The 17,878-nt window shown below is 34.9% G+C and carries 21 protein-coding genes; 7 read left to right on the top strand and 14 right to left on the bottom strand.

Annotated features, from left to right (window positions below; all coding sequences use genetic code 11):
- Nucleotides 1-169: 169 nt before the first annotated feature.
- Nucleotides 170-751 carry an exosporium protein ExsB gene (gene exsB / locus F0362_RS10190; RefSeq protein ID WP_000817491.1) on the top strand — a complete coding sequence of 194 codons (582 nt, stop codon included), beginning with the start codon at nucleotides 170-172 and terminating at the stop codon, nucleotides 749-751.
- A gap of 46 nt (nucleotides 752-797) precedes the next feature.
- Here exsB and F0362_RS10185 read toward each other — a convergent pair whose 3' ends face one another.
- The 6 genes from F0362_RS10185 to F0362_RS10160 all read right to left on the bottom strand — a co-directional run bounded on the left by F0362_RS10185 (nucleotide 798) and on the right by F0362_RS10160 (nucleotide 5,667).
- Nucleotides 798-1,409 carry a phosphoserine phosphatase 1 gene (locus F0362_RS10185; RefSeq protein WP_000859190.1) on the bottom strand — a complete coding sequence of 204 codons (612 nt, stop codon included), beginning with the start codon at nucleotides 1,407-1,409 and terminating at the stop codon, nucleotides 798-800.
- Nucleotides 1,410-1,425: 16 nt separating this feature from the next.
- Nucleotides 1,426-1,968 carry a short-chain dehydrogenase gene (locus F0362_RS10180; protein ID WP_000543132.1) on the bottom strand — a complete coding sequence of 181 codons (543 nt, stop codon included), beginning with the start codon at nucleotides 1,966-1,968 and terminating at the stop codon, nucleotides 1,426-1,428.
- Between the two features lie 13 nt (nucleotides 1,969-1,981).
- Complete coding sequence (fosB, locus tag F0362_RS10175) at nucleotides 1,982-2,398, bottom strand: FosBx1 family fosfomycin resistance bacillithiol transferase (RefSeq protein ID WP_000911701.1); 417 nt, start codon at nucleotides 2,396-2,398, stop codon at nucleotides 1,982-1,984.
- Between the two features lie 59 nt (nucleotides 2,399-2,457).
- Complete coding sequence (locus tag F0362_RS10170; protein WP_000824263.1) at nucleotides 2,458-4,119, bottom strand: peptide ABC transporter substrate-binding protein; 1,662 nt, start codon at nucleotides 4,117-4,119, stop codon at nucleotides 2,458-2,460.
- Nucleotides 4,120-4,190: 71 nt separating this feature from the next.
- Entirely contained in the window at nucleotides 4,191-5,189 is a 999-nt protein-coding gene (locus F0362_RS10165) for a DUF2628 domain-containing protein (RefSeq protein ID WP_149889750.1), read from the bottom strand.
- 25 nt (nucleotides 5,190-5,214) lie between these two features.
- A complete protein-coding gene (locus F0362_RS10160) occupies nucleotides 5,215-5,667 on the bottom strand; it encodes a methylated-DNA--[protein]-cysteine S-methyltransferase (RefSeq protein ID WP_000283917.1) in 453 nt (150 codons plus the stop codon).
- Nucleotides 5,668-5,800: 133 nt separating this feature from the next.
- Between F0362_RS10160 and namA the strand changes: the two genes are divergently transcribed.
- Nucleotides 5,801-6,838, top strand: coding sequence for an NADPH dehydrogenase NamA (gene namA / locus F0362_RS10155; protein WP_000555707.1), 1,038 nt, complete (start codon nucleotides 5,801-5,803; stop codon nucleotides 6,836-6,838).
- A 29-nt stretch (nucleotides 6,839-6,867) separates the two neighbouring features.
- Here namA and F0362_RS10150 read toward each other — a convergent pair whose 3' ends face one another.
- Both F0362_RS10150 and F0362_RS30510 read right to left on the bottom strand, forming a co-directional pair.
- A complete protein-coding gene (locus F0362_RS10150) occupies nucleotides 6,868-7,527 on the bottom strand; it encodes an oxidoreductase (protein ID WP_001042745.1) in 660 nt (219 codons plus the stop codon).
- A 116-nt stretch (nucleotides 7,528-7,643) separates the two neighbouring features.
- A complete protein-coding gene (locus F0362_RS30510; RefSeq protein WP_000540935.1) occupies nucleotides 7,644-7,793 on the bottom strand; it encodes a hypothetical protein in 150 nt (49 codons plus the stop codon).
- 264 nt (nucleotides 7,794-8,057) lie between these two features.
- Here F0362_RS30510 and F0362_RS10145 point away from each other — a divergent pair, with 264 nt between their 5' ends.
- Nucleotides 8,058-9,008, top strand: coding sequence for a metal ABC transporter substrate-binding protein (locus F0362_RS10145; RefSeq protein WP_001126163.1), 951 nt, complete (start codon nucleotides 8,058-8,060; stop codon nucleotides 9,006-9,008).
- Nucleotides 9,009-9,145: 137 nt separating this feature from the next.
- Nucleotides 9,146-9,616 carry a GNAT family N-acetyltransferase gene (locus tag F0362_RS10140; protein ID WP_001048673.1) on the top strand — a complete coding sequence of 157 codons (471 nt, stop codon included), beginning with the start codon at nucleotides 9,146-9,148 and terminating at the stop codon, nucleotides 9,614-9,616.
- A gap of 136 nt (nucleotides 9,617-9,752) precedes the next feature.
- Here F0362_RS10140 and F0362_RS10135 read toward each other — a convergent pair whose 3' ends face one another.
- Nucleotides 9,753-10,703 carry a CobW family GTP-binding protein gene (locus F0362_RS10135; RefSeq protein WP_000613433.1) on the bottom strand — a complete coding sequence of 317 codons (951 nt, stop codon included), beginning with the start codon at nucleotides 10,701-10,703 and terminating at the stop codon, nucleotides 9,753-9,755.
- A gap of 165 nt (nucleotides 10,704-10,868) precedes the next feature.
- On the opposite strand from F0362_RS10135, the gene F0362_RS10130 reads away from it, so the two are divergent.
- Nucleotides 10,869-11,771, top strand: a complete 903-nt coding sequence (locus F0362_RS10130; RefSeq protein ID WP_000442805.1) for an aldo/keto reductase — start codon at nucleotides 10,869-10,871, stop codon at nucleotides 11,769-11,771.
- A 23-nt stretch (nucleotides 11,772-11,794) separates the two neighbouring features.
- Here F0362_RS10130 and F0362_RS10125 read toward each other — a convergent pair whose 3' ends face one another.
- Entirely contained in the window at nucleotides 11,795-12,379 is a 585-nt protein-coding gene (locus tag F0362_RS10125; RefSeq protein WP_000803474.1) for a GNAT family N-acetyltransferase, read from the bottom strand.
- Nucleotides 12,380-12,463: 84 nt separating this feature from the next.
- Nucleotides 12,464-13,927 carry a flavin monoamine oxidase family protein gene (locus F0362_RS10120; RefSeq protein WP_001168166.1) on the bottom strand — a complete coding sequence of 488 codons (1,464 nt, stop codon included), beginning with the start codon at nucleotides 13,925-13,927 and terminating at the stop codon, nucleotides 12,464-12,466.
- 324 nt (nucleotides 13,928-14,251) lie between these two features.
- Here F0362_RS10120 and F0362_RS10110 point away from each other — a divergent pair, with 324 nt between their 5' ends.
- Nucleotides 14,252-14,443, top strand: coding sequence for a DUF3896 family protein (locus F0362_RS10110; protein ID WP_000810136.1), 192 nt, complete (start codon nucleotides 14,252-14,254; stop codon nucleotides 14,441-14,443).
- Nucleotides 14,444-14,547: 104 nt separating this feature from the next.
- The gene (locus F0362_RS10105; RefSeq protein WP_000594073.1) at nucleotides 14,548-15,549 is read left to right on the top strand and encodes an LLM class flavin-dependent oxidoreductase; all 1,002 of its coding nucleotides are present in this window, start codon (nucleotides 14,548-14,550) and stop codon (nucleotides 15,547-15,549) included.
- 45 nt (nucleotides 15,550-15,594) lie between these two features.
- On the opposite strand, the gene F0362_RS10100 is transcribed toward F0362_RS10105, so the two are convergent.
- The 3 genes from F0362_RS10100 to F0362_RS10090 all read right to left on the bottom strand — a co-directional run bounded on the left by F0362_RS10100 (nucleotide 15,595) and on the right by F0362_RS10090 (nucleotide 17,808).
- Nucleotides 15,595-16,539: an alpha/beta hydrolase gene (locus tag F0362_RS10100; protein WP_000798330.1), complete on the bottom strand. Its 945-nt coding sequence runs from the start codon at nucleotides 16,537-16,539 to the stop codon at nucleotides 15,595-15,597.
- Nucleotides 16,540-16,803: 264 nt separating this feature from the next.
- Nucleotides 16,804-17,259, bottom strand: a complete 456-nt coding sequence (locus tag F0362_RS10095; protein ID WP_000488204.1) for a DUF3939 domain-containing protein — start codon at nucleotides 17,257-17,259, stop codon at nucleotides 16,804-16,806.
- A 105-nt stretch (nucleotides 17,260-17,364) separates the two neighbouring features.
- Complete coding sequence (locus tag F0362_RS10090; RefSeq protein WP_000106157.1) at nucleotides 17,365-17,808, bottom strand: Dps family protein; 444 nt, start codon at nucleotides 17,806-17,808, stop codon at nucleotides 17,365-17,367.
- Between the last annotated feature and the right edge of the window lie 70 nt (nucleotides 17,809-17,878).

The following is a 17,878-nucleotide window of genomic DNA, read 5'->3' as shown; positions in this document are numbered from 1 at the left end:
CTTCTCAGTTCTTTTCATTCAATGTATGCGCCTTGTCTTGTCCATACATCCGCTATCATCTATTTATATAAAATTACACTCTTGTCCTGTTCAGAACGTCGTCATATCTCATATCATGTTAAGGAAAAAGAATACCTTTTCACTTTAATACATGATAAGGAGGATTTCTATGAAACGTGATATTAGAAAAGCTGTTGAAGAAATCAAAAGTGCTGGGATGGAGGATTTCTTACATCAAGATCCAAGTACTTTTGAGTGCGATGATGATAAATTCTCTCATCATAAATGTACTACAGGATGTAAATGCACTACAGGAGGTAGATGTCCAAGAACAAGATGTACTCGCGTGAAACATTGTACGTTCGTTACAAAATGTACGCACGTAAAAAAATGGACATTTGTTACGAAATGTACTCGTGTTCGTGTTCAAAAATGGACATTCGTTACGAAAGTGACGCGTAGAAAAGAATGCGTTTTAGTTACAAAACGTACTCGTAGAAAACATTGTACTTTCGTTACAAAATGCATACGCTTTGAAAAGAAATTTTACTGGACAAAACGAAGTTTCTGTAAAAAATGCGAATTCTTCCCTCACGGACACGGTCACTCTTGCGATGATTCATGTGATCACGGTAGAGACTGTCACGATGACGGACACAAATGGAATGATTGCAAAGATAGCAGACACAAGTCTTCTTCTTGCAAGAATAAAAAATTCGATCACTTCTGGTATAAAAAACGTAATTGCTAGTTTTTTATGTCCACCAAAAAAGGCCGCGTTGCGGCCTTTTTTACGTTTACTGAAAATGACTTATATCTGCAAATTGTTTTACTTTACCAAGATCTTCATCAAATTCAATTACACTAAGACTCGCGCTATGCATAAATGGCTCTTCCCATACATGTTCAATTTCAAGACCTGCAAAATGTCCTACAAGTAGTTTCGCTGCTGCAGCATGAGTAACTATTAAAATGTTTTCTCCTTTATGCTTTTCTAAAAGAAAGTGTATCCCTTCAATTACTCTTTTATAAACGGCCGCAAAGTTTTCCCCTGATGTTGACTGAAAAAGATGTGGTTCATTCCAAAATAAATGTACTTCTTCTGGATATTGCATTTCCAAATCAGCAATTGTTTGCCCTTCCCATATCCCCATATTTATTTCATAGAAACGTTCATCTTCTATAATTGGAATATCGCGTTCCCCTTTAATCAATTCAGCAGTATGACGTGTTCTTTCGCTTGGACTACTATATATGGCATGGAGTGGTAAATCCTTCATACGCTCCCCTAATTGTTTCGCTTGTAACATACCATTTTCAGTTAAAGCTGAATTTTTCCGTCCTTGCATTCGCTTCGCTACATTCCATTCTGTTTCACCGTGCCTTGTTACATATACAGTTGTTTTCATTTCCCATTCCCCCTTATCAATTTGGTCGTAATTCCCATGGTTCTATTTGCCCCACAATCCATTCATTGCAATTACTTTCAATCCCATTAATTACTCCATCTGATATTTCTTGATGAGTAAGCCACCTTCCGAATGTATCTTCTAAAATAAAACCTAATATAATTCTATGATACAGGCAAAGCGTACCACCTATTTTCCCTGCATTCATACGCGATGCTTTACTGCCTAAAATATGAAATAAACTGTATGTCTCTGACGAAAATTCTATCTCCTTACAAATGAGTGATAACGCATACTTTGCACTTGAATGTATCCATGCCACAACTAATGTTATGGGACCATTTCTCTCAATTGTACCTTTAATAGCTATCTTTACTTCGTCATTATTATGATAATCTAACGGAAGGCATGTGATATTTTCTGGTGCAGAGCTTGCTCGCTTCACATATTCTAATTTCACTTCATCTCGTCCAATAATAGAAACATGGAATCCTTGCTCACAAAGCCACATAGAAACTTTCTTTAACATCCCTGTTCCCCCGATTACAAGTGCATGCAAATGCTCTTCCTCCCTAGTAAAATGTCATATGTGGTTTTTCTTCCCTATAATAATTTAGACGGTCTTGCAGTGTCCCTGAATGAAACTCGAACTTGTGACCGTCAGGATCAACAAAATATATAGACTCACAATCTCTCACATTACGTTCTCTTCCTTGTAAAATATGAACATTATTTTCTTCTAACCGATGTAACAGGCGTTCAAAATCTTTTTGTTCAACAGAAAATGCGAGGTGCGTATAAGATTGATGAATCTCCTTTCTTGGAATATGTGCCTCTTCGTTCAGTGCTATCCATACTCCACATATATTGAAATATGCAAGTTTTCTCCCTTTAACTAATAGTTCTCCTTCTAGCACTCTTTCATAAAACAGAATAGAGTTTTCTAAATTTGATACTGAAAAACAAAGATGATTGATTCCTTTCAACACTCCACGTTCCTCCTTAAACAAACAAAAGATGAGCGAAAATTCACTCATCTTTCATTATACTATTTCTTTGTAATATATGCCCATTTATAACTGAAGTCGCCACCGAACGTATGGTTAGCAATACCATTTACATACGTCTTCTCTAAGTAAGCTGTACTTTGTTGGTACGTAGGAGAGATTGCAACATCTTGACCAATTAAGATTTTTTCAGCTTCTGCAAGTGCTTTCCAGCGTGCTGCGTCATCTTTTAGTAGTTCTCCTTTTGATTTCGCTACTAAATCATCATACTTCGGATTTGAATAATCCATTTCATTAAATGAACTTCCAGTAACGAACATATCAATATATGTCATTGGGTCTGGATAATCTGGACTCCATGCAGATAATGAGAATTCATATTGAAATTTCTTTTCTAAATCTAACTTCTGCTTATATGGTTGTTGCTTCAAATTCACTTTAATACCTGGTAAGTTTTTCTCTAATTCTTCTTTAATAAAGTCGCCCACTTTTTTACGACTACCGTTATCATCATTTAGTAATTCTACTGTAATTGTATCTTGACCAAGTTCTTTCTTCGCTTCTTCCCACAGTTTTTTTGCTTTCGCAGCATTATCTTTACTGTCACGGAAATTTTTATTTACAGTACGGAAGTCTTTTCCATCTGGTCCTGTCGTAAACTTTTCAGGTACTAAGAAATACGCTGGCAATGATCCATCATTCAAAATTACATCCGCAATTCCTTTTTTATCGTACGCTAAATCAATCGCCTCACGAACCTTTTGATTTTTAAACGTTGCATTTTTTTGATTAAAACGTAGGAAATACATACGTGGGTCTAGCTTCGTTTTAAATTCATCTGGTTTATTCTTTTTATATTTGTCTACAAACTCAGAACTTAAAATGACACGGTCTGCTTGATCACTATCATATAAATTTACCCCAGTACTTGTCTCTTTTACTATACCCACATTAATTTCTTGTAATTTTACAGCATCTTTATCCCAATAATTTGGGTTTTTCTTTAACTGGTAACTTTGTTCATGTTTCCATTCACTCATTGTAAATGGTCCATTGTACAATAATTTATCTGCTTCTAATCCGTATTTATCCCCTTGTTCTTTTACATACTTTTCATTTAATGGGAAGAATGTAGGGAACGAAGTAAGCTCAAGGAAATAAGGTGCTGGTTGCTCTAATTCTACTACCAACGTTTTATCATCCTTCGCTTTAACACCTAATTGATCCGACGGTACTTCTCCTTTATTTACTTTCTGTGCATTTTTCACATCAAATAAAATAAATGCATATTCTGCTGCTATTGCTTTATCTAATGTACGTTGCCATGCATATACAAAATCTTGCGCTCGAACTGAATCACCATTTGACCATTTTGCATCACGTAATTCAAATGTATATGTCTTTTTATCTTCACTAATCTTCACATCTTTGGCCATACCTGGAGTTGGTTTATTATCTTTATCTAGACGATATAATCCTTCCATTGCATTTACAAATACACGGAAAGATACAGAATCTGTTGATTTAGATGTATCCATTGAAGGAATTTCAGCTGTTTCTAGCAAATTTAAAACTTGTTTATCTGCCATTCCCTTACTTGATTCTTTCTTCGTTGTCGAAGCCTTCTCCCCATTCCCACATCCCGCAACCAGTACACTAGTCGATAACGCAAGTGCAGCAATTGTTGTTGTCTTTCTTTTCATTCTTCCTTCCCCCAATCTATATGTATAAGTTAAAACTTGTATAATATATTTTATTATACAAAAGATTCTGATTATTTTAAATATTTATTTTCATAAAAAGAAAAAAAGCGGTCAGAAATTGCTTTCCCTCCGCTTTGTTGAATAGTATTTACTTGTAAGCCATCCTCTATATCAAATGGATTTTGAACTTTAAATATTTCCTCCATTATTTTCAAAAACTCTTCTTCATTTTTAGATTCACCGTTAATCGTAAGTGAATATGGTTCCACTTCTCCCAATTTATAATCAACAATAAATTGAATTGTCACCTTTTTCCTTGGCATCTCAGGACTCTCCCCCTGAAATTCTACTAATTCTAATCCTTCCGTTCCACGATAGTATATCCATCCTGAATTTTGAAAATAATTTTCGAACGATTCACCAATTGAAAAGACTGGATATTCATAAAGCGAGCTTGTACGAACTTTTTGAATAATATCCTGATCAGTTGGGAAAAAGAAATGACTGAACAAAATACTAGCAACTGCTAACATTGTAACGATCGTTGCTCCCATTTTACTCGTTCCTCCACTATCACGAATGAGATAATTTTCAACCGATTCATCTTTAATTTCACGTGCCTTTATGCGGTATATACGTCTTTCTGCAAATTGATAATATAATCCATTCGCAAAAATCCCTAGCCCGAATAAGGTAAAAACGAGTAATAAAAACGTAAGAGGCACCATATTAATGATTGGCAATGCTACGTTGAAGCCCATATAATATGAAAACGCATCACACACTACTAATAACAGTATAAATAGTGCAGCAGGTAAATAATACTTACGATAGCCAAGCCAACCTACATTAAAAATAGCAGCCCAACCATTCCAGCTCCATTTTGCAATTCGCTTATTTTCAAGCTCCCATTTTTTTTTGTAGTACGGATATTGTCTCCCTACATATTCTTCTAATTCTTTGTCTATTAGCGAGCTTCCTTCACCTTGTTTATTATGCAGTTTTTGCTGACAGTTTGCACAATTTAACTGTTCATTCGCACAAGGTTGCCCACAATTTATACATTCCAAAACAATCCCTCTTTCCATTCATACTTCATTTCAAAATACCTTCGTGTTTTAACAGCCACTCTTTCCTCCATAAACCACCCGCATACCCTACAAGCTTTCCACTCTTTCCTATTACACGGTGACACGGAACGATAATTGAAATGGGATTACGACTGTTTGCTCCTCCTATTGCTCGTACAGCTTTCGTATTACCAACCTTCTCCGCAATATCTAAATATGAAGCACTTACGCCATAAGGAATAGTGTAGAGCGCATCCCATACATTTTTTTGAAATGATGTTCCCTCTGCAGACAGTGGTACAGTAAACTCTTTTCTTTTTCCTTTAAAATATTCATCTAGCTCATTTATACATTGATCTATCATTTCATTTGTATTTTCTTCTTGTCGTTCATCAACAAATATAACAGACGTAATGCCTTCTTCGTTCGCTGTAATTTCTAGCAAACCTAATTCACTTTTATAATAAGCCTGGTACATATGTCATCCTCCAATTCAGTTCATATTAGTCATTGTAACACGAATAGACAAAATTTTTCGTATAAGCGTTTTATTAGAGAAACAAAAAAGAGAATGGTAAAATATAAGAAAATTCAATCAAGGAGGCTATTTGATGCATTCCAAACTTTTTTCACCCTACACAATTAAGGATGTTACACTAAAAAACCGTATCGTCATGTCGCCTATGTGTATGTATTCTTCGGAAAATGAGGATGGAAAAGTAACGAATTTCCACCTCGTTCATTATGGAACTAGGGCTGCCGGTCAAGTCGGTTTAGTTATGATTGAAGCAACAGCTGTGTTACCTGAAGGTCGCATTTCTAACAAAGATTTAGGTATTTGGGACGACAGTCTAATTGAAGGATTACATACAGCGACAACTTTTATACATGATAATGGTGCAAAAGCTGCCATTCAACTCGCTCACGCCGGAAGAAAAGCTGAGTTAGAAACAGATGCGTTAGCACCTTCAGCAATTCCATTTAATGAAACAATGAAAATACCACTGGAAATGAGTAAAGAGCAAATTAAAGACACCGCACTAGCTTTTCAGAAGGCTGCACTGCGTTCAAAACAAGCTGGATTTGACGTTATTGAAATACATGGCGCTCACGGTTATCTAATTAACGAATTTCTTTCTCCACTTTCCAATAAACGAACGGATGAATATGGCGGTTCATCTGAAAACCGCTATCGTTTCTTACGTGAAATCATCGAATCTATAAATGAAGTTTGGGACGGACCGTTATTTGTTCGTATTTCAGCAAATGATTATCATCCTGACGGGCTAACCGTTCAAGATTACGTTCGGTATTCAAAATGGATGAAAGAACAAGGAGTAGATTTAATCGATTGTAGTTCTGGTGCAGTTGTACCGACACATATTGATGTTTATCCTGGTTACCAAGTACAATATGCTAAACATATTAAAGAACATGCTAACATTGCAACTGGGGCAGTTGGATTGATTACGACTGGGGCACAGGCAGAGCAAATATTAAATAATAACGAAGCAGATTTAATTTTTATCGGACGTGAGTTACTTCGCAATCCGTACTTCCCAAGAATAGCCGCAAATGAACTTGGTTTTGAATTGCAAGAACCGTATCAATATAAGCGGGCTCCTGGGAAAATCAATATGAATAAATAAAACCGAGAAGCCATTCTTCTCGGTTTTATTTATTCTATCGTTGTAATTTCATTTGAATTATAAATGTGGAGACCAGATTCTTCTCGCAGCGCAGTTATATACATCCCTTTCGCCACATCTTTAGCTGAAATTGGTTTATACTTTTTGAAAGCCCCTTTAAATATAAAAGGAATAATTCGAGTTAACTTTTCAGCCATTCGTTCACCAAAACGAAACTCTTGTCGATTTCCAACTAATAAAGACGGCCTAAAAATATGAATACCACCAATCACTAACTTTTGCAATTCCTCTTCCATTTTCCCTTTTACTTGTGAATAAAAGAAAAATGATTTAGGATTTGCTCCCATCGAAGACACAACAAGGAAGTTTTGCACCCCTTGCTTTTCAGCTAAACAAGCAGCTCGTAACGTATATTCATAATCTACTTTTTTGAAATTCGCCTTTGTTTTTGCTTTTTTTATTGTTGTTCCTAGACAACTAAAAACATCATCTACTGCAAAAAATTCTTTATATTCTTCTAATGCCGAATAATCTACTTTCTTCTGCTGTAACTTCTCATGTTGCCATTGCATTGGTTCTCTTACAAAAATAGTAACCGAATCGTAGTAATCTGATTCAAGTAATAGACGCGTTATCTCTTGTCCAACTAAACCACTTGCACCAAGTACTAACGCTGTTCGCTTATTCATATATGCATATACCTCTTATTTTACTTTTCTCTCCTTCAGTGACATGCAACTTTTAGGAGTTTCCTTCTTTTTATTTTACCATAAGTAAAGCACTATGCGTATGCATAGTGCTTTACTTACTCTTTTTTCTTTTCTTTCTCTGGTAATTTCGTTATCGTTGATGCATTCCCTAAATTACTTATTAAGCGTCTTAAAAAGATTAAAACGAAAGATAATGGCAATACTACCGCTAATATCAATAAGATAGCTTCCATTAAATATCCCAAGCGCTCATCCCCCTCTTCACCTTCCTTTCAAATATATGAAAGCAGCGTTGTCACATATGCATGCATTCACAAAAATAATACATCTATATTTGACAACTTTATAACAAAATCAAATCGTAATGATTATTATTTATTGCAACTTTATGAAAGATGTATTATACTAAGTTCGCAAACTAAAACGTAATTATTCCGTTTTGTATTAAAATGATATTTTTCTTCTATAATTGAAGATATATCCGTAAAAAAAGAAAAGAGGAGAACTTCATGCCTAAAAGATTGACTATATTTTCATTCTTACTTATTTTCACTTTAATTTTTACTGGCTGCTCAAATAAAAAAGAAGGTACTGCCAAGAAAGATGGAAAGCTAACTGTTTATACAACCATCTTCCCTCTTGCAGATTTCGCAAAAAAAATTGGTGGCGACTATGTAACAGTAGAAGCAATTTACCCTCCTGGTGCCGATTCACATACATTTGAACCGAGTCAAAAACAAACAGTACAAGTTGCAAAAGCCGATTTATTCGTTTATAACGGTGCTGAATTAGAACCATTTGCTGAGAAGATGGAAAAAACATTACAAAAAGAAAATGTTAAAATTGTAAATGCATCAAAAGGAATTAAACTTCGTGCTTCTTCTGAAGAAGAACATCACGATCACGGAGATGGTCATAAAGAAGATGATCACCATCATGATAAAGACCCGCATGTTTGGATAGACCCTACTCTTGCGATGAAACAAGCTGAAAAAATCAAAAATGCTCTTGTGGAATTACAACCTGACCATAAACAAGAATTCGAGAAAAACTTTGCAGCACTTCAAACTAAATTTACCGATTTAGACGATCAATTTAAAGCTGCTGTAGCAAATGCGAAAACGAAAGAAATTTTAGTTTCTCATGCTGCTTATGGTTATTGGGAACAACGCTATGGTTTAAAACAGATTCCTATCGCCGGAATTTCAGCTTCTGATGAGCCATCTCAAAAAGAGCTTGCTGACATTACAAAAACAGTAAAAGAACACGGTCTAAAATATATTTTATTTGAAACTTTCTCTACGCCAAAAGTCGCATCAGTTATTCAAAAAGAAACTGGTACAACAGTTTTACGCTTAAATCACCTTGCTACTATTTCTGAAGATGATGCGAAGAACAATAAAGATTACTTTACTTTAATGGAAGAAAACGTAAACACATTGAAAGAAGCAACAAACTAATTTACTATATTTTCTAAGCAGCTGAATCTATTGTTCAGCTGCCTTTTTATGTATGTATCCTTGACTTGACCAAAATAACAAGTAAAATTATCCATATTAGCTTTAAGCTATACTCTTTTAGAAGGTGAGTTGGAATTATGAATCTTCACATTTGTGAAGTAACAGCAAAAAATTGGCGTTCAGTAGCTGCTTTAAACGTCGCAAAAAACCAGCAGCAATTTATTGAAAGTAATGCGTTTTCTTTAGCAGAATCATTATATGAAGGAAACGGGACGTCAGTAGGTTTATATGATGGAGAAACACTTGTTGGATACGCAATGTACGGTTGGTATTCAAAAAAACACGAAAGCATCTGGTTAGATCGTTTTATGATTGACCAACAACATCAAGGAAAAGGATACGCAAAGCGTTTCCTTCGCTTACTCATTCAATTTTTACAACAACAATTTACATGTAAAATAATTTACTTAAGTTTACATCCGGGCAACAAACTTGCCATGGGCCTATATGAATCATTTGGTTTCCATTTAAACGGGGATATTGATGATGAGGGTCCAGTTGTAGGTGTTGTAATGGAGTTACTAATAAACGAAAACACAAGCCTGTGAAAACAGGCTTGTTATTATATATTTATCAATGTTATTTTCTATTTTCCGTTTCTTTCCCTTATGTGTTTCGTTATTGAAATCTAGTACAATCTCAATAGAATGCTCATATAAAAATAAGCCTGCAGTTGACGCAGACTTATTTCACACACTCCCCAAAATGTTCTTGGAACCATTCTTTATTAATATCTTTACCGATAAATACGACTTCACTTACTCGCTTTTCACCCTCTTGCCACTCTCTATCATACGAAGCAGCAAATAATGTATGTACACCTTGGAACACGATACGTTTATCTACTCCATCGATAGATAAAATCCCTTTATAACGATATAAATACTCCCCTAGCTCTTGCACGACAGCTGACATCCACTCATTTAGTTTTTGTAAATCTAACGGACGCTCTTCACGTAGTACAAATGATTTTACACCTTCTAAATGATTATGCTCTTTATGAGGATAAATTTGTAACGTATCTTTCGTTTTAAACGTTTGAATTTGTAATAATGATGGTATATCTACCTCACAGTTAGTTGCCTCGATTAACTTTGCAGTGGGGTTAATACCTTGCAGTTCATGCAAAAGATTTTCCTTTTCACTTTCTTCAATTAAATCTAATTTATTCACCAACACTACATCAGCAAATGCAATTTGTTCCTTTGCTTCTAGTCCCTTTTCAAAATGTTTATGTATATGGTAACTATCTACTACCGTTACAACGCCATTAATTTGGTATGCAGATTGAATAACAGGATCTAAAAAAAATGTTTGAATAATCGGGCCTGGATTTGCAAGACCTGTTGTTTCAATTACTAAGCCTTCAAAGTCCATTTTCCCTTCTGCTTTTACGTCCAGTAATTGTTTTAACGCAACGAGTAAATCTTCACGTACAGTACAGCATAGACAACCGTTAGTCATTTCCATAATTTCTTCTTCAACATTCATAATCAACTGATTATCGATACCAATTTGTCCTATTTCATTTACAATCACCGCTAATTTCTTACCGTGATTTTCTGATAAAATACGATTTAATAAAGTCGTTTTCCCTGATCCAAGAAAACCAGTTAATATTGTTACTGGAATCATCCCTTACATCTCCTTATAGCTATATGTGTCTACATTATAGCATATAGAGAAAATCGTTTTTGTAGCAAAACATATTTATTGTTTGTACGCTCCTCAAACTATATAATAATATGTAGTAAGAAAGCCTTTTCAAAATAATAATCATACATCAAGGGGGTACTTATAATGGAACGAGTTCAAATGGCCGAAACACTAGAATTTTCTCGTATTATTCAAGGATTTTGGCGTTTAGCAGAATGGAATATGACGAAACAAGAGTTACTTTCTTTCATTGAAGAATGCATGGATATGGGGATTACTACTTTCGATCACGCTGATATTTATGGCGGATATACGTGTGAAGGGCTGTTTGGAGAAGCTTTACAACTAAAGCCTTCCTTACGAGAAAACATACAAATTGTTACCAAGTGTGGAATCGCTCCCCCATCACCGAAATTTCCAGAGCGATATGTTGCTCACTACAATACAAGTACTGAACATATCATAAAGAGCGCGGAGGATTCATTACAAAACTTACATACAGATTATATTGATGTATTACTCATCCATCGTCCTGATCCATTTATGGATCCAAATGAAGTGGCAGAAGCGTTCTCACGCTTAAAACAAGAAGGAAAGGTTCGTCACTTCGGTGTATCTAACTTTTTACCTTCACAGTTTCATATGTTAAGTTCATATTTAGATTTCCCGCTCATTACAAATCAAATCGAGGTATCTGCGCTGCAGCTTGAGCACTTTGAAAAAGGTACGATTAATTTATGCCAAGAAAAACGAATCAATCCAATGATTTGGTCACCTCTTGCTGGTGGCGAAATCTTTACCGGCCAAACTGAACGTGCAGTACGTGTACGTGAAACTGTACAAAAAGTTGCTAATGGGCTAGGTGTTACTAGCATCGATACGGTTATGTATGCATGGCTACTTGCTCATCCAGCTAACATGATGCCAATCGTTGGCTCTGGGAAATTAGATCGTGTAAAAACGGCCGCTCTTGCTACAAAAGTTAACTTAGATCGTCAACAATGGTTTACAATTTTTGAAAGCTCTAACGGTCATCCTGTACCATAATATGAAAAAGAAGAGCTGTTTCTTTACAGCTCTTCTTTTTCATATGTATTTCTAGTCATTGCAAATACACACATGTCCCTTAATCCATTTTCATCTACCGCAACACTGGCACTTTCTAAAATACCCTCTAATTTAAAACCTAATTTCTCAGGTATCGCTCTACTCTTTTTATTTAGAGCATCACAACGAATTTCTACGCGGTTTGCTTTCAGTTCAGAAAAAGCATAATCCGTTATACCTTTCGCAGCCTCTACCATATAGCCTTTTCCACTAAATCTCGAATCAATCCAATATCCGATTTCAAATTGAGGTATATCCCAATTAATACGATGTAATCCGGCAGATGCAATAAATTCACCTGTTTCTTTCGAAAATACTAGTAACCTTAAATCCTCACGTTGCAAAAATTGAATATGTGATTTTCTAATACTTTCTTCTACTTCTTGCTCTGTTTGCTCTTTTTGTGCAAACACCATCCAAGGTTTTAGTTCTTGTATTGAAGCTTGAATTGCATCGTATACAACTTTACCATCTCCTGGTTTCGGCATTCGAATAAAAAGCCTGTCAGTATAAAATTCAGAAGGAAAATCGAATAATAACGGTTTCACTGTAAACACTCCCTATTTTTCTTTTATATATAATAATATCCATCTCAAGTTATATAGTAAAGAATTTTCTGAATTAAAAACTTTTTACTCATTCACTTCCACCGCTACACGAACTCCAGACTCAATCGCACCTTGAATCCATCCGTGATATAACGTTGTATGATCTCCAGCAAAGAATATTTTCCCCTCTGGCTTTACAATCGCTGGTTGTAGCTCAGATTCTTGACCGGCTTGAAAAAGAGCAAATCCTCCAAGTGCATATGGATCCAATGTCCAACTTTTTGATATTCCAGACATAAATTCATCATATACTTGACCACCTAATATCGTTGCTAAGTTGTGTAATGTGTAATAAATACGATCACCCTTCGATAACCCATCCCATAGCAACGCATCATAAGACCATGTATAGCTTCCTAACATCATAGCTGGTCCTTTCTGTCCAATTCCATGGCTTGGATAATAGGCGTAACGAATTGGCAAATCTGTTATAATTCTGCCACCTAATTGCCCTTGTTCTTCCCAAAATCGACTTTTAAATTGAATGCCTATTTTCGTCGCAGGCATATAATGCAATTCACGAATTGCTTTCCACTTTTCATGAGATATAGAGTCAAATGGATCTACTTCCACAAAACGCATTGTCGAAAACGGAATTGTAACAATAACTAAATCCCCTGTAATACTACTATATTCAAAAGTTTCCTCGTTTCGATAGAAAGCCGTCACACCGTTATCGTGTTGATGTAGCTTCATTAATTTTTGATTATAAATAATATTTTCTTCTAATTGCGGTAAAAAAGATTTTGGTAATCTATCGTTTCCACCTATTATTTCACAAAATCCGCTCTCCTCTTGCATAATGTATAAAAAACGTAACGTCTCAACGAATGACCTTTCTAAAAAACCTTCTAAATCTAATAAAACACCAATCATCTCAATCGTTATTGGTGAAAAATACGTATTATATTGATAAGGATGGTACTTTAAAAATTGTCCTGTAGAGTATCTTCCAAAATCCTTTACTACAACATCCCAATTTTTCTCTGGGTTCTTTTTTATAAAATTTATAATGGGCTGTACCGCTAACAATAATAGTTCCTCAGACGTTTTCCCAACTTCATTCATTTCCACAGGATATCTTAAAATACTTGGATCTTTTTCATATTGTTTTAATGTCGTTTTCCGACCATTTACGTAGATGATATCTGTCTCATTCCTATTAATAAAAGGACTCACCTGTAACCCAAACTTTCTTATATATGCCATCGTTAACGTGTGCGAATATGGAATTCTCATCGCCCCAACATCTAAATATAATCCGGTATCTTCCATTCTAACTGTCTCTATGCGGCCGCCTACACGATTGTTTGCTTCAAAAATCTTCACTTCATGTCCTGCAGCCTTTAATAAAGATGCCGAAACTAATCCAGCCATGCCTGCCCCTACTACAATAATTTGTTTCGGACGTGTCGTCTTATTCAATCCCTTATTTATAACTTGTAACGTTTCATCCATCTTAGTGTTATACATTAAGTCTTTCTGCACAATTCCACCCCTTACTTCATAAAGTGAAACTATAATCAGTGGGGTGTTCTTCCCCCACTGATTATTAGTTGAACCAATCGGGCTTTTATGGGCAGTTAATCTCCCACCTAACTTCATTGCTCCAGCCCAATTTTGAGGTGGGAGTTTTACTGCCCGTTAATGCGGGATAAAATGCGCATTAGTGGTTTAGTGCATTTTATTCATAAATCCCCATAAACATAACACCATTGCAATTTGAATATTCACTAAAAGTACATAAGAGACAGATCTCACATTTCTTTATGCTTCGTATAATATAGCAACTCAACGAAGGAGTGGTTGAAAATGAAACAGATTTATGATTACGACGCTACAAAAAAACATCTAGAATTAAAGAAACAAAACTTATGTAAAAAACTTAGCAATAAGAGACTATCTGAAAAAGAACGTGAACAGCTAAAACATGAAATTGACAACTATGAATATATTTTAAACTTAGTCGAAATGAATCATTATGAACGGGGATTTTCTCGTTGAAAGCGGATATAATATTATCCGCTTTTCATTTTGAGCATTTCATTACGCATTTTTCGTAAGTAAATATATAATAGGATGTACATTAAGATTGAGAGGTATATTCTATGATCAAATTAAGTGTATTAGACCAATCACCTATTTCAGATGGTAGCACAGCAACCCAAGCTATTTCACATACAGTTACGCTTGCACAAGAAGTAGAAAAACTCGGATTCACACGTTTTTGGGTATCCGAGCATCATAATTCCGTAAGCTTAGCTGGTTCAAGTCCAGAAATACTTATTTCTCATATTGCAGCGAAAACGGGACATATTAGAGTTGGTTCGGGTGGTGTTATGTTACCGCATTATAGCCCATATAAAGTTGCCGAGAATTTCCGCGTTTTAGAAGCACTTTATCCAAACCGCATCGACCTTGGTGTTGGTAGAGCACCTGGTGGTATGCCAATAGCAACTCGTGCACTACAAGAAGGAAAAATGGTCTCACTTGATCAATACCCAGAACAAGTTGCAGATGTTGCAATGTATTTACATGATCAAGTACCAGAAAATCATCATTATGCAAATTTAAAGGCTACTCCAGTTATTCCAACATCACCTGAAATGTGGATGCTCGGTTCTAGCGGAGAGAGCGCTAAAATTGCGGCGCACAACGGAGCTTCTTTTGCATTTGCACAATTTATTAATGGCTTCGGAGGCCCAGAAGTTATGAGGGCTTACCAGGAACAATTTCAACCTTCCTATTTAGGAGATAAACCAAAATCAATTGTCGCGATTTTTGTTATTTGCGGAGAAACAAATGAAGAGGCAGAAAAAATTGCTTCTAGTTTAGATTTATCAATCTTATTACTAGAGCAAGGAAAACGAACAACTGGTACACCTTCTATCGAAACTGCTCAAAATTATTCATACAGTGCGTATGATTTATTCCGTATAAAAGAAAATCGTCAACGTATGATCGTAGGTGATCCGACTTCTGTGAAAGAAAAAATAGTAAATTTAAGTAAAGCGTACAATACTGACGAATTTATGGTTATCACGATTACTCATCAATTTGAACATAAATTAAATTCTTATCGCTTACTAGCAAATGCTTTTAATTTATAATTGTAAAAGGGAGATACATCAACGACGATGCATCTCCCTTTCTTACTACTTATTGTTTTTACTTCCTATATATTCAATAGCTTCTTTTAATAACTCATCAAAATGATTAGGATAATCATGATTTAAGTTAGGCACAATTTTATACTTATGTTCTATATTCTTATCTCTTAATAATCGTACAAATTGCTGCGTGCATTCGAAACAATCTTCATCTTGATCCCCGCATACTATATATCCCTTTATATGTTTATCCTGTAGTACTTCCAGCAACTCATTCCATTCTTCAATCTCTGGAAGCCACGGTGCCATAAAAATAAAACCATCTACATCTATATCTTTTTGTAAAATCGTAAGTAAAGCTACTCTTGCTCCAGCAGAAAAACCACCTATTATTACATTTTCTACTGTATGATTCTCTATAAATTTATCGTAATGCTCTTTTAATTCTTCTTTCCCTCTATGTATATCATCCCAAACAAACCCATCTGAAAATTGAATTTGCGAAGACTGTGGTAACGCTAACGTATAATCTTGTGTAATAACTGATTTCCAATATGGTTCTATTATTCCTATATTTTCTTGATCACCATGCATTGTAACTAGTAGATTTCCCTTTTCCTCGCTGTAAATATATTTCACATCTGCTCGTTCTGTTTTCTTTGCTACTTCTTCTCTTTCTTTACATAATTGAACCATTTTATGAAACTCTTCAAACTTATGTAGTGGTTTTAAATCGTCGTCGGAAATTAAATATTCATTTCCATACCAAAATCCATTCTCTATAATAGCTTCCTTCATTACATGCAAAGCTTCTTCTTCAAGTCCTGCTGCACTTGCTAGTGCATATTTAAAATTATATATTTGTGCCTCATTACCTATTACACCTTTAGCATGTTCCATTATATACGTATACGCTTCAAAACTTCCTTTATTTGCATAACAACGTAACGTTTCATTTAATAACTGGATGTAAGTCATACTATTTTTCATATACCAATCCCCCGAAACCGTTTATAATATTTATTTCTCGAACTTGTATATCATCCTTTGATCATGGTATGTACATTGTTATATTCAATAACTCAACCTAACCATACTTGATCCTCAGAATGATATTTAATAATTACCGTATGTATACGCATATTACATCACCTCTTCCTATCCAATACGTGTAGTATAAAACTAAATAGACAGAATAGTCAATATATTTTTAACCAAAAAAAGACAACAATATATTATTGTTGTTTTTTACATCTACCCGCTCTTTTGTTTTTTTCTATCCGGTTTACTTGAAACTAAATAATGTTTTTCTGAAATATATAAGTCTCTTTTTAATAGACGATTTAAGTACGGCCCTAGCTTCATTCCACATATAAGGCGATCTTCACTACCCTCAACAATTGGAAACATTTCTTTTTCTGTTACATATTGATCTACTGCCTTTTGTACGATATCAATTTCTTTAACTAGGTTTAAATTTTCTTCTGTATGTTCAAATACCTCAAGCGTTTCCTTCGTAATAAGAAAAACATTTGTCGGAAATACAGGCAAATACGGCTTTAACAAATCATAATTTACTGTATAATCATCATTTACTAATACTGTATATACGATATTAGCATTTGTTTCTAGAAACTTAGCCATCGCTTGTTCTAATTCATCTTTCGTAATTTCCCGTTCTTCTTTTCCAGTTCTGAAAAAGCGAAACATTGCATCGCCTCCCTTTTACTATATTATAGCATAAAAGAAAACTGAAAAATCACAAAAAATCCATTGAAAAAATTTTTCAATGAATTTTTCAAAATATATTTATTTTTATTTTAAGAATGCACTTAGCATCCATACATGCTGTTCTAATGTCGTGTGAATCGCTAGTAACATATCAGCTGATGTTTCATCGCCAGCTTCACCAGCAACTTCCATACCTTCTTTTAATTCTTGAATAAGTGCAGAGTAATCATTCACTAAAGTTTGCACCATTTCCTCAGCTGATTCCTTGCTTGTCCCCTCACTGACACTAGATGTTGCAAGATATTCTTTCATTGTCGCTAACGGTTTACCTTCTAACGCCAAAATACGTTCTGCTAACTCATCAATATACGTCCCTGCTTCATTATAAAACTCTTCAAATTTCTCATGTAATGTAAAGAAGTGTGGTCCTGTCACATACCAGTGATAATTATGTAGTTTCACATATAACACATTCCAGTTTGCTACCTGCTTGTTTAATACTTCAACAACATTTATATTCGTACTCATACAATCCACTCCTCTTATCGTTTTGTAATGCTTATCTTTTAATAACCTAATTACATTTTACCATACATTT

The organism is Bacillus sp. BS98 (assembly GCF_008432245.1).
GTDB lineage: Bacteria > Bacillota > Bacilli > Bacillales > Bacillaceae_G > Bacillus_A > Bacillus_A toyonensis.
Note: the sequence above shows the minus strand (reverse complement) of the source record. Positions and strands in the feature narration are given on the sequence as shown.

Coding starts and splice junctions, on each gene's coding strand:
- exsB (WP_000817491.1), top strand. CDS start 170: ATGAAACGTGATATTAGAAAAGCTGTTGAAGAAATCAAAAGTGCTGGG.
- F0362_RS10110 (WP_000810136.1), top strand. CDS start 14,252: ATGAAACAGATTTATGATTACGACGCTACAAAAAAACATCTAGAATTA.
- F0362_RS10105 (WP_000594073.1), top strand. CDS start 14,548: ATGATCAAATTAAGTGTATTAGACCAATCACCTATTTCAGATGGTAGC.
- namA (WP_000555707.1), top strand. CDS start 5,801: ATGCATTCCAAACTTTTTTCACCCTACACAATTAAGGATGTTACACTA.
- F0362_RS10150 (WP_001042745.1), bottom strand. CDS start 7,527: ATGAATAAGCGAACAGCGTTAGTACTTGGTGCAAGTGGTTTAGTTGGA.
- F0362_RS10160 (WP_000283917.1), bottom strand. CDS start 5,667: ATGTACCAGGCTTATTATAAAAGTGAATTAGGTTTGCTAGAAATTACA.
- F0362_RS10090 (WP_000106157.1), bottom strand. CDS start 17,808: ATGAGTACGAATATAAATGTTGTTGAAGTATTAAACAAGCAGGTAGCA.
- F0362_RS10100 (WP_000798330.1), bottom strand. CDS start 16,539: ATGAAAAATAGTATGACTTACATCCAGTTATTAAATGAAACGTTACGT.
- F0362_RS10145 (WP_001126163.1), top strand. CDS start 8,058: ATGCCTAAAAGATTGACTATATTTTCATTCTTACTTATTTTCACTTTA.
- F0362_RS10185 (WP_000859190.1), bottom strand. CDS start 1,409: ATGAAAACAACTGTATATGTAACAAGGCACGGTGAAACAGAATGGAAT.
- F0362_RS10140 (WP_001048673.1), top strand. CDS start 9,146: ATGAATCTTCACATTTGTGAAGTAACAGCAAAAAATTGGCGTTCAGTA.
- F0362_RS10130 (WP_000442805.1), top strand. CDS start 10,869: ATGGAACGAGTTCAAATGGCCGAAACACTAGAATTTTCTCGTATTATT.
- F0362_RS10135 (WP_000613433.1), bottom strand. CDS start 10,703: ATGATTCCAGTAACAATATTAACTGGTTTTCTTGGATCAGGGAAAACG.
- F0362_RS10170 (WP_000824263.1), bottom strand. CDS start 4,119: ATGAAAAGAAAGACAACAACAATTGCTGCACTTGCGTTATCGACTAGT.
- F0362_RS10095 (WP_000488204.1), bottom strand. CDS start 17,259: ATGTTTCGCTTTTTCAGAACTGGAAAAGAAGAACGGGAAATTACGAAA.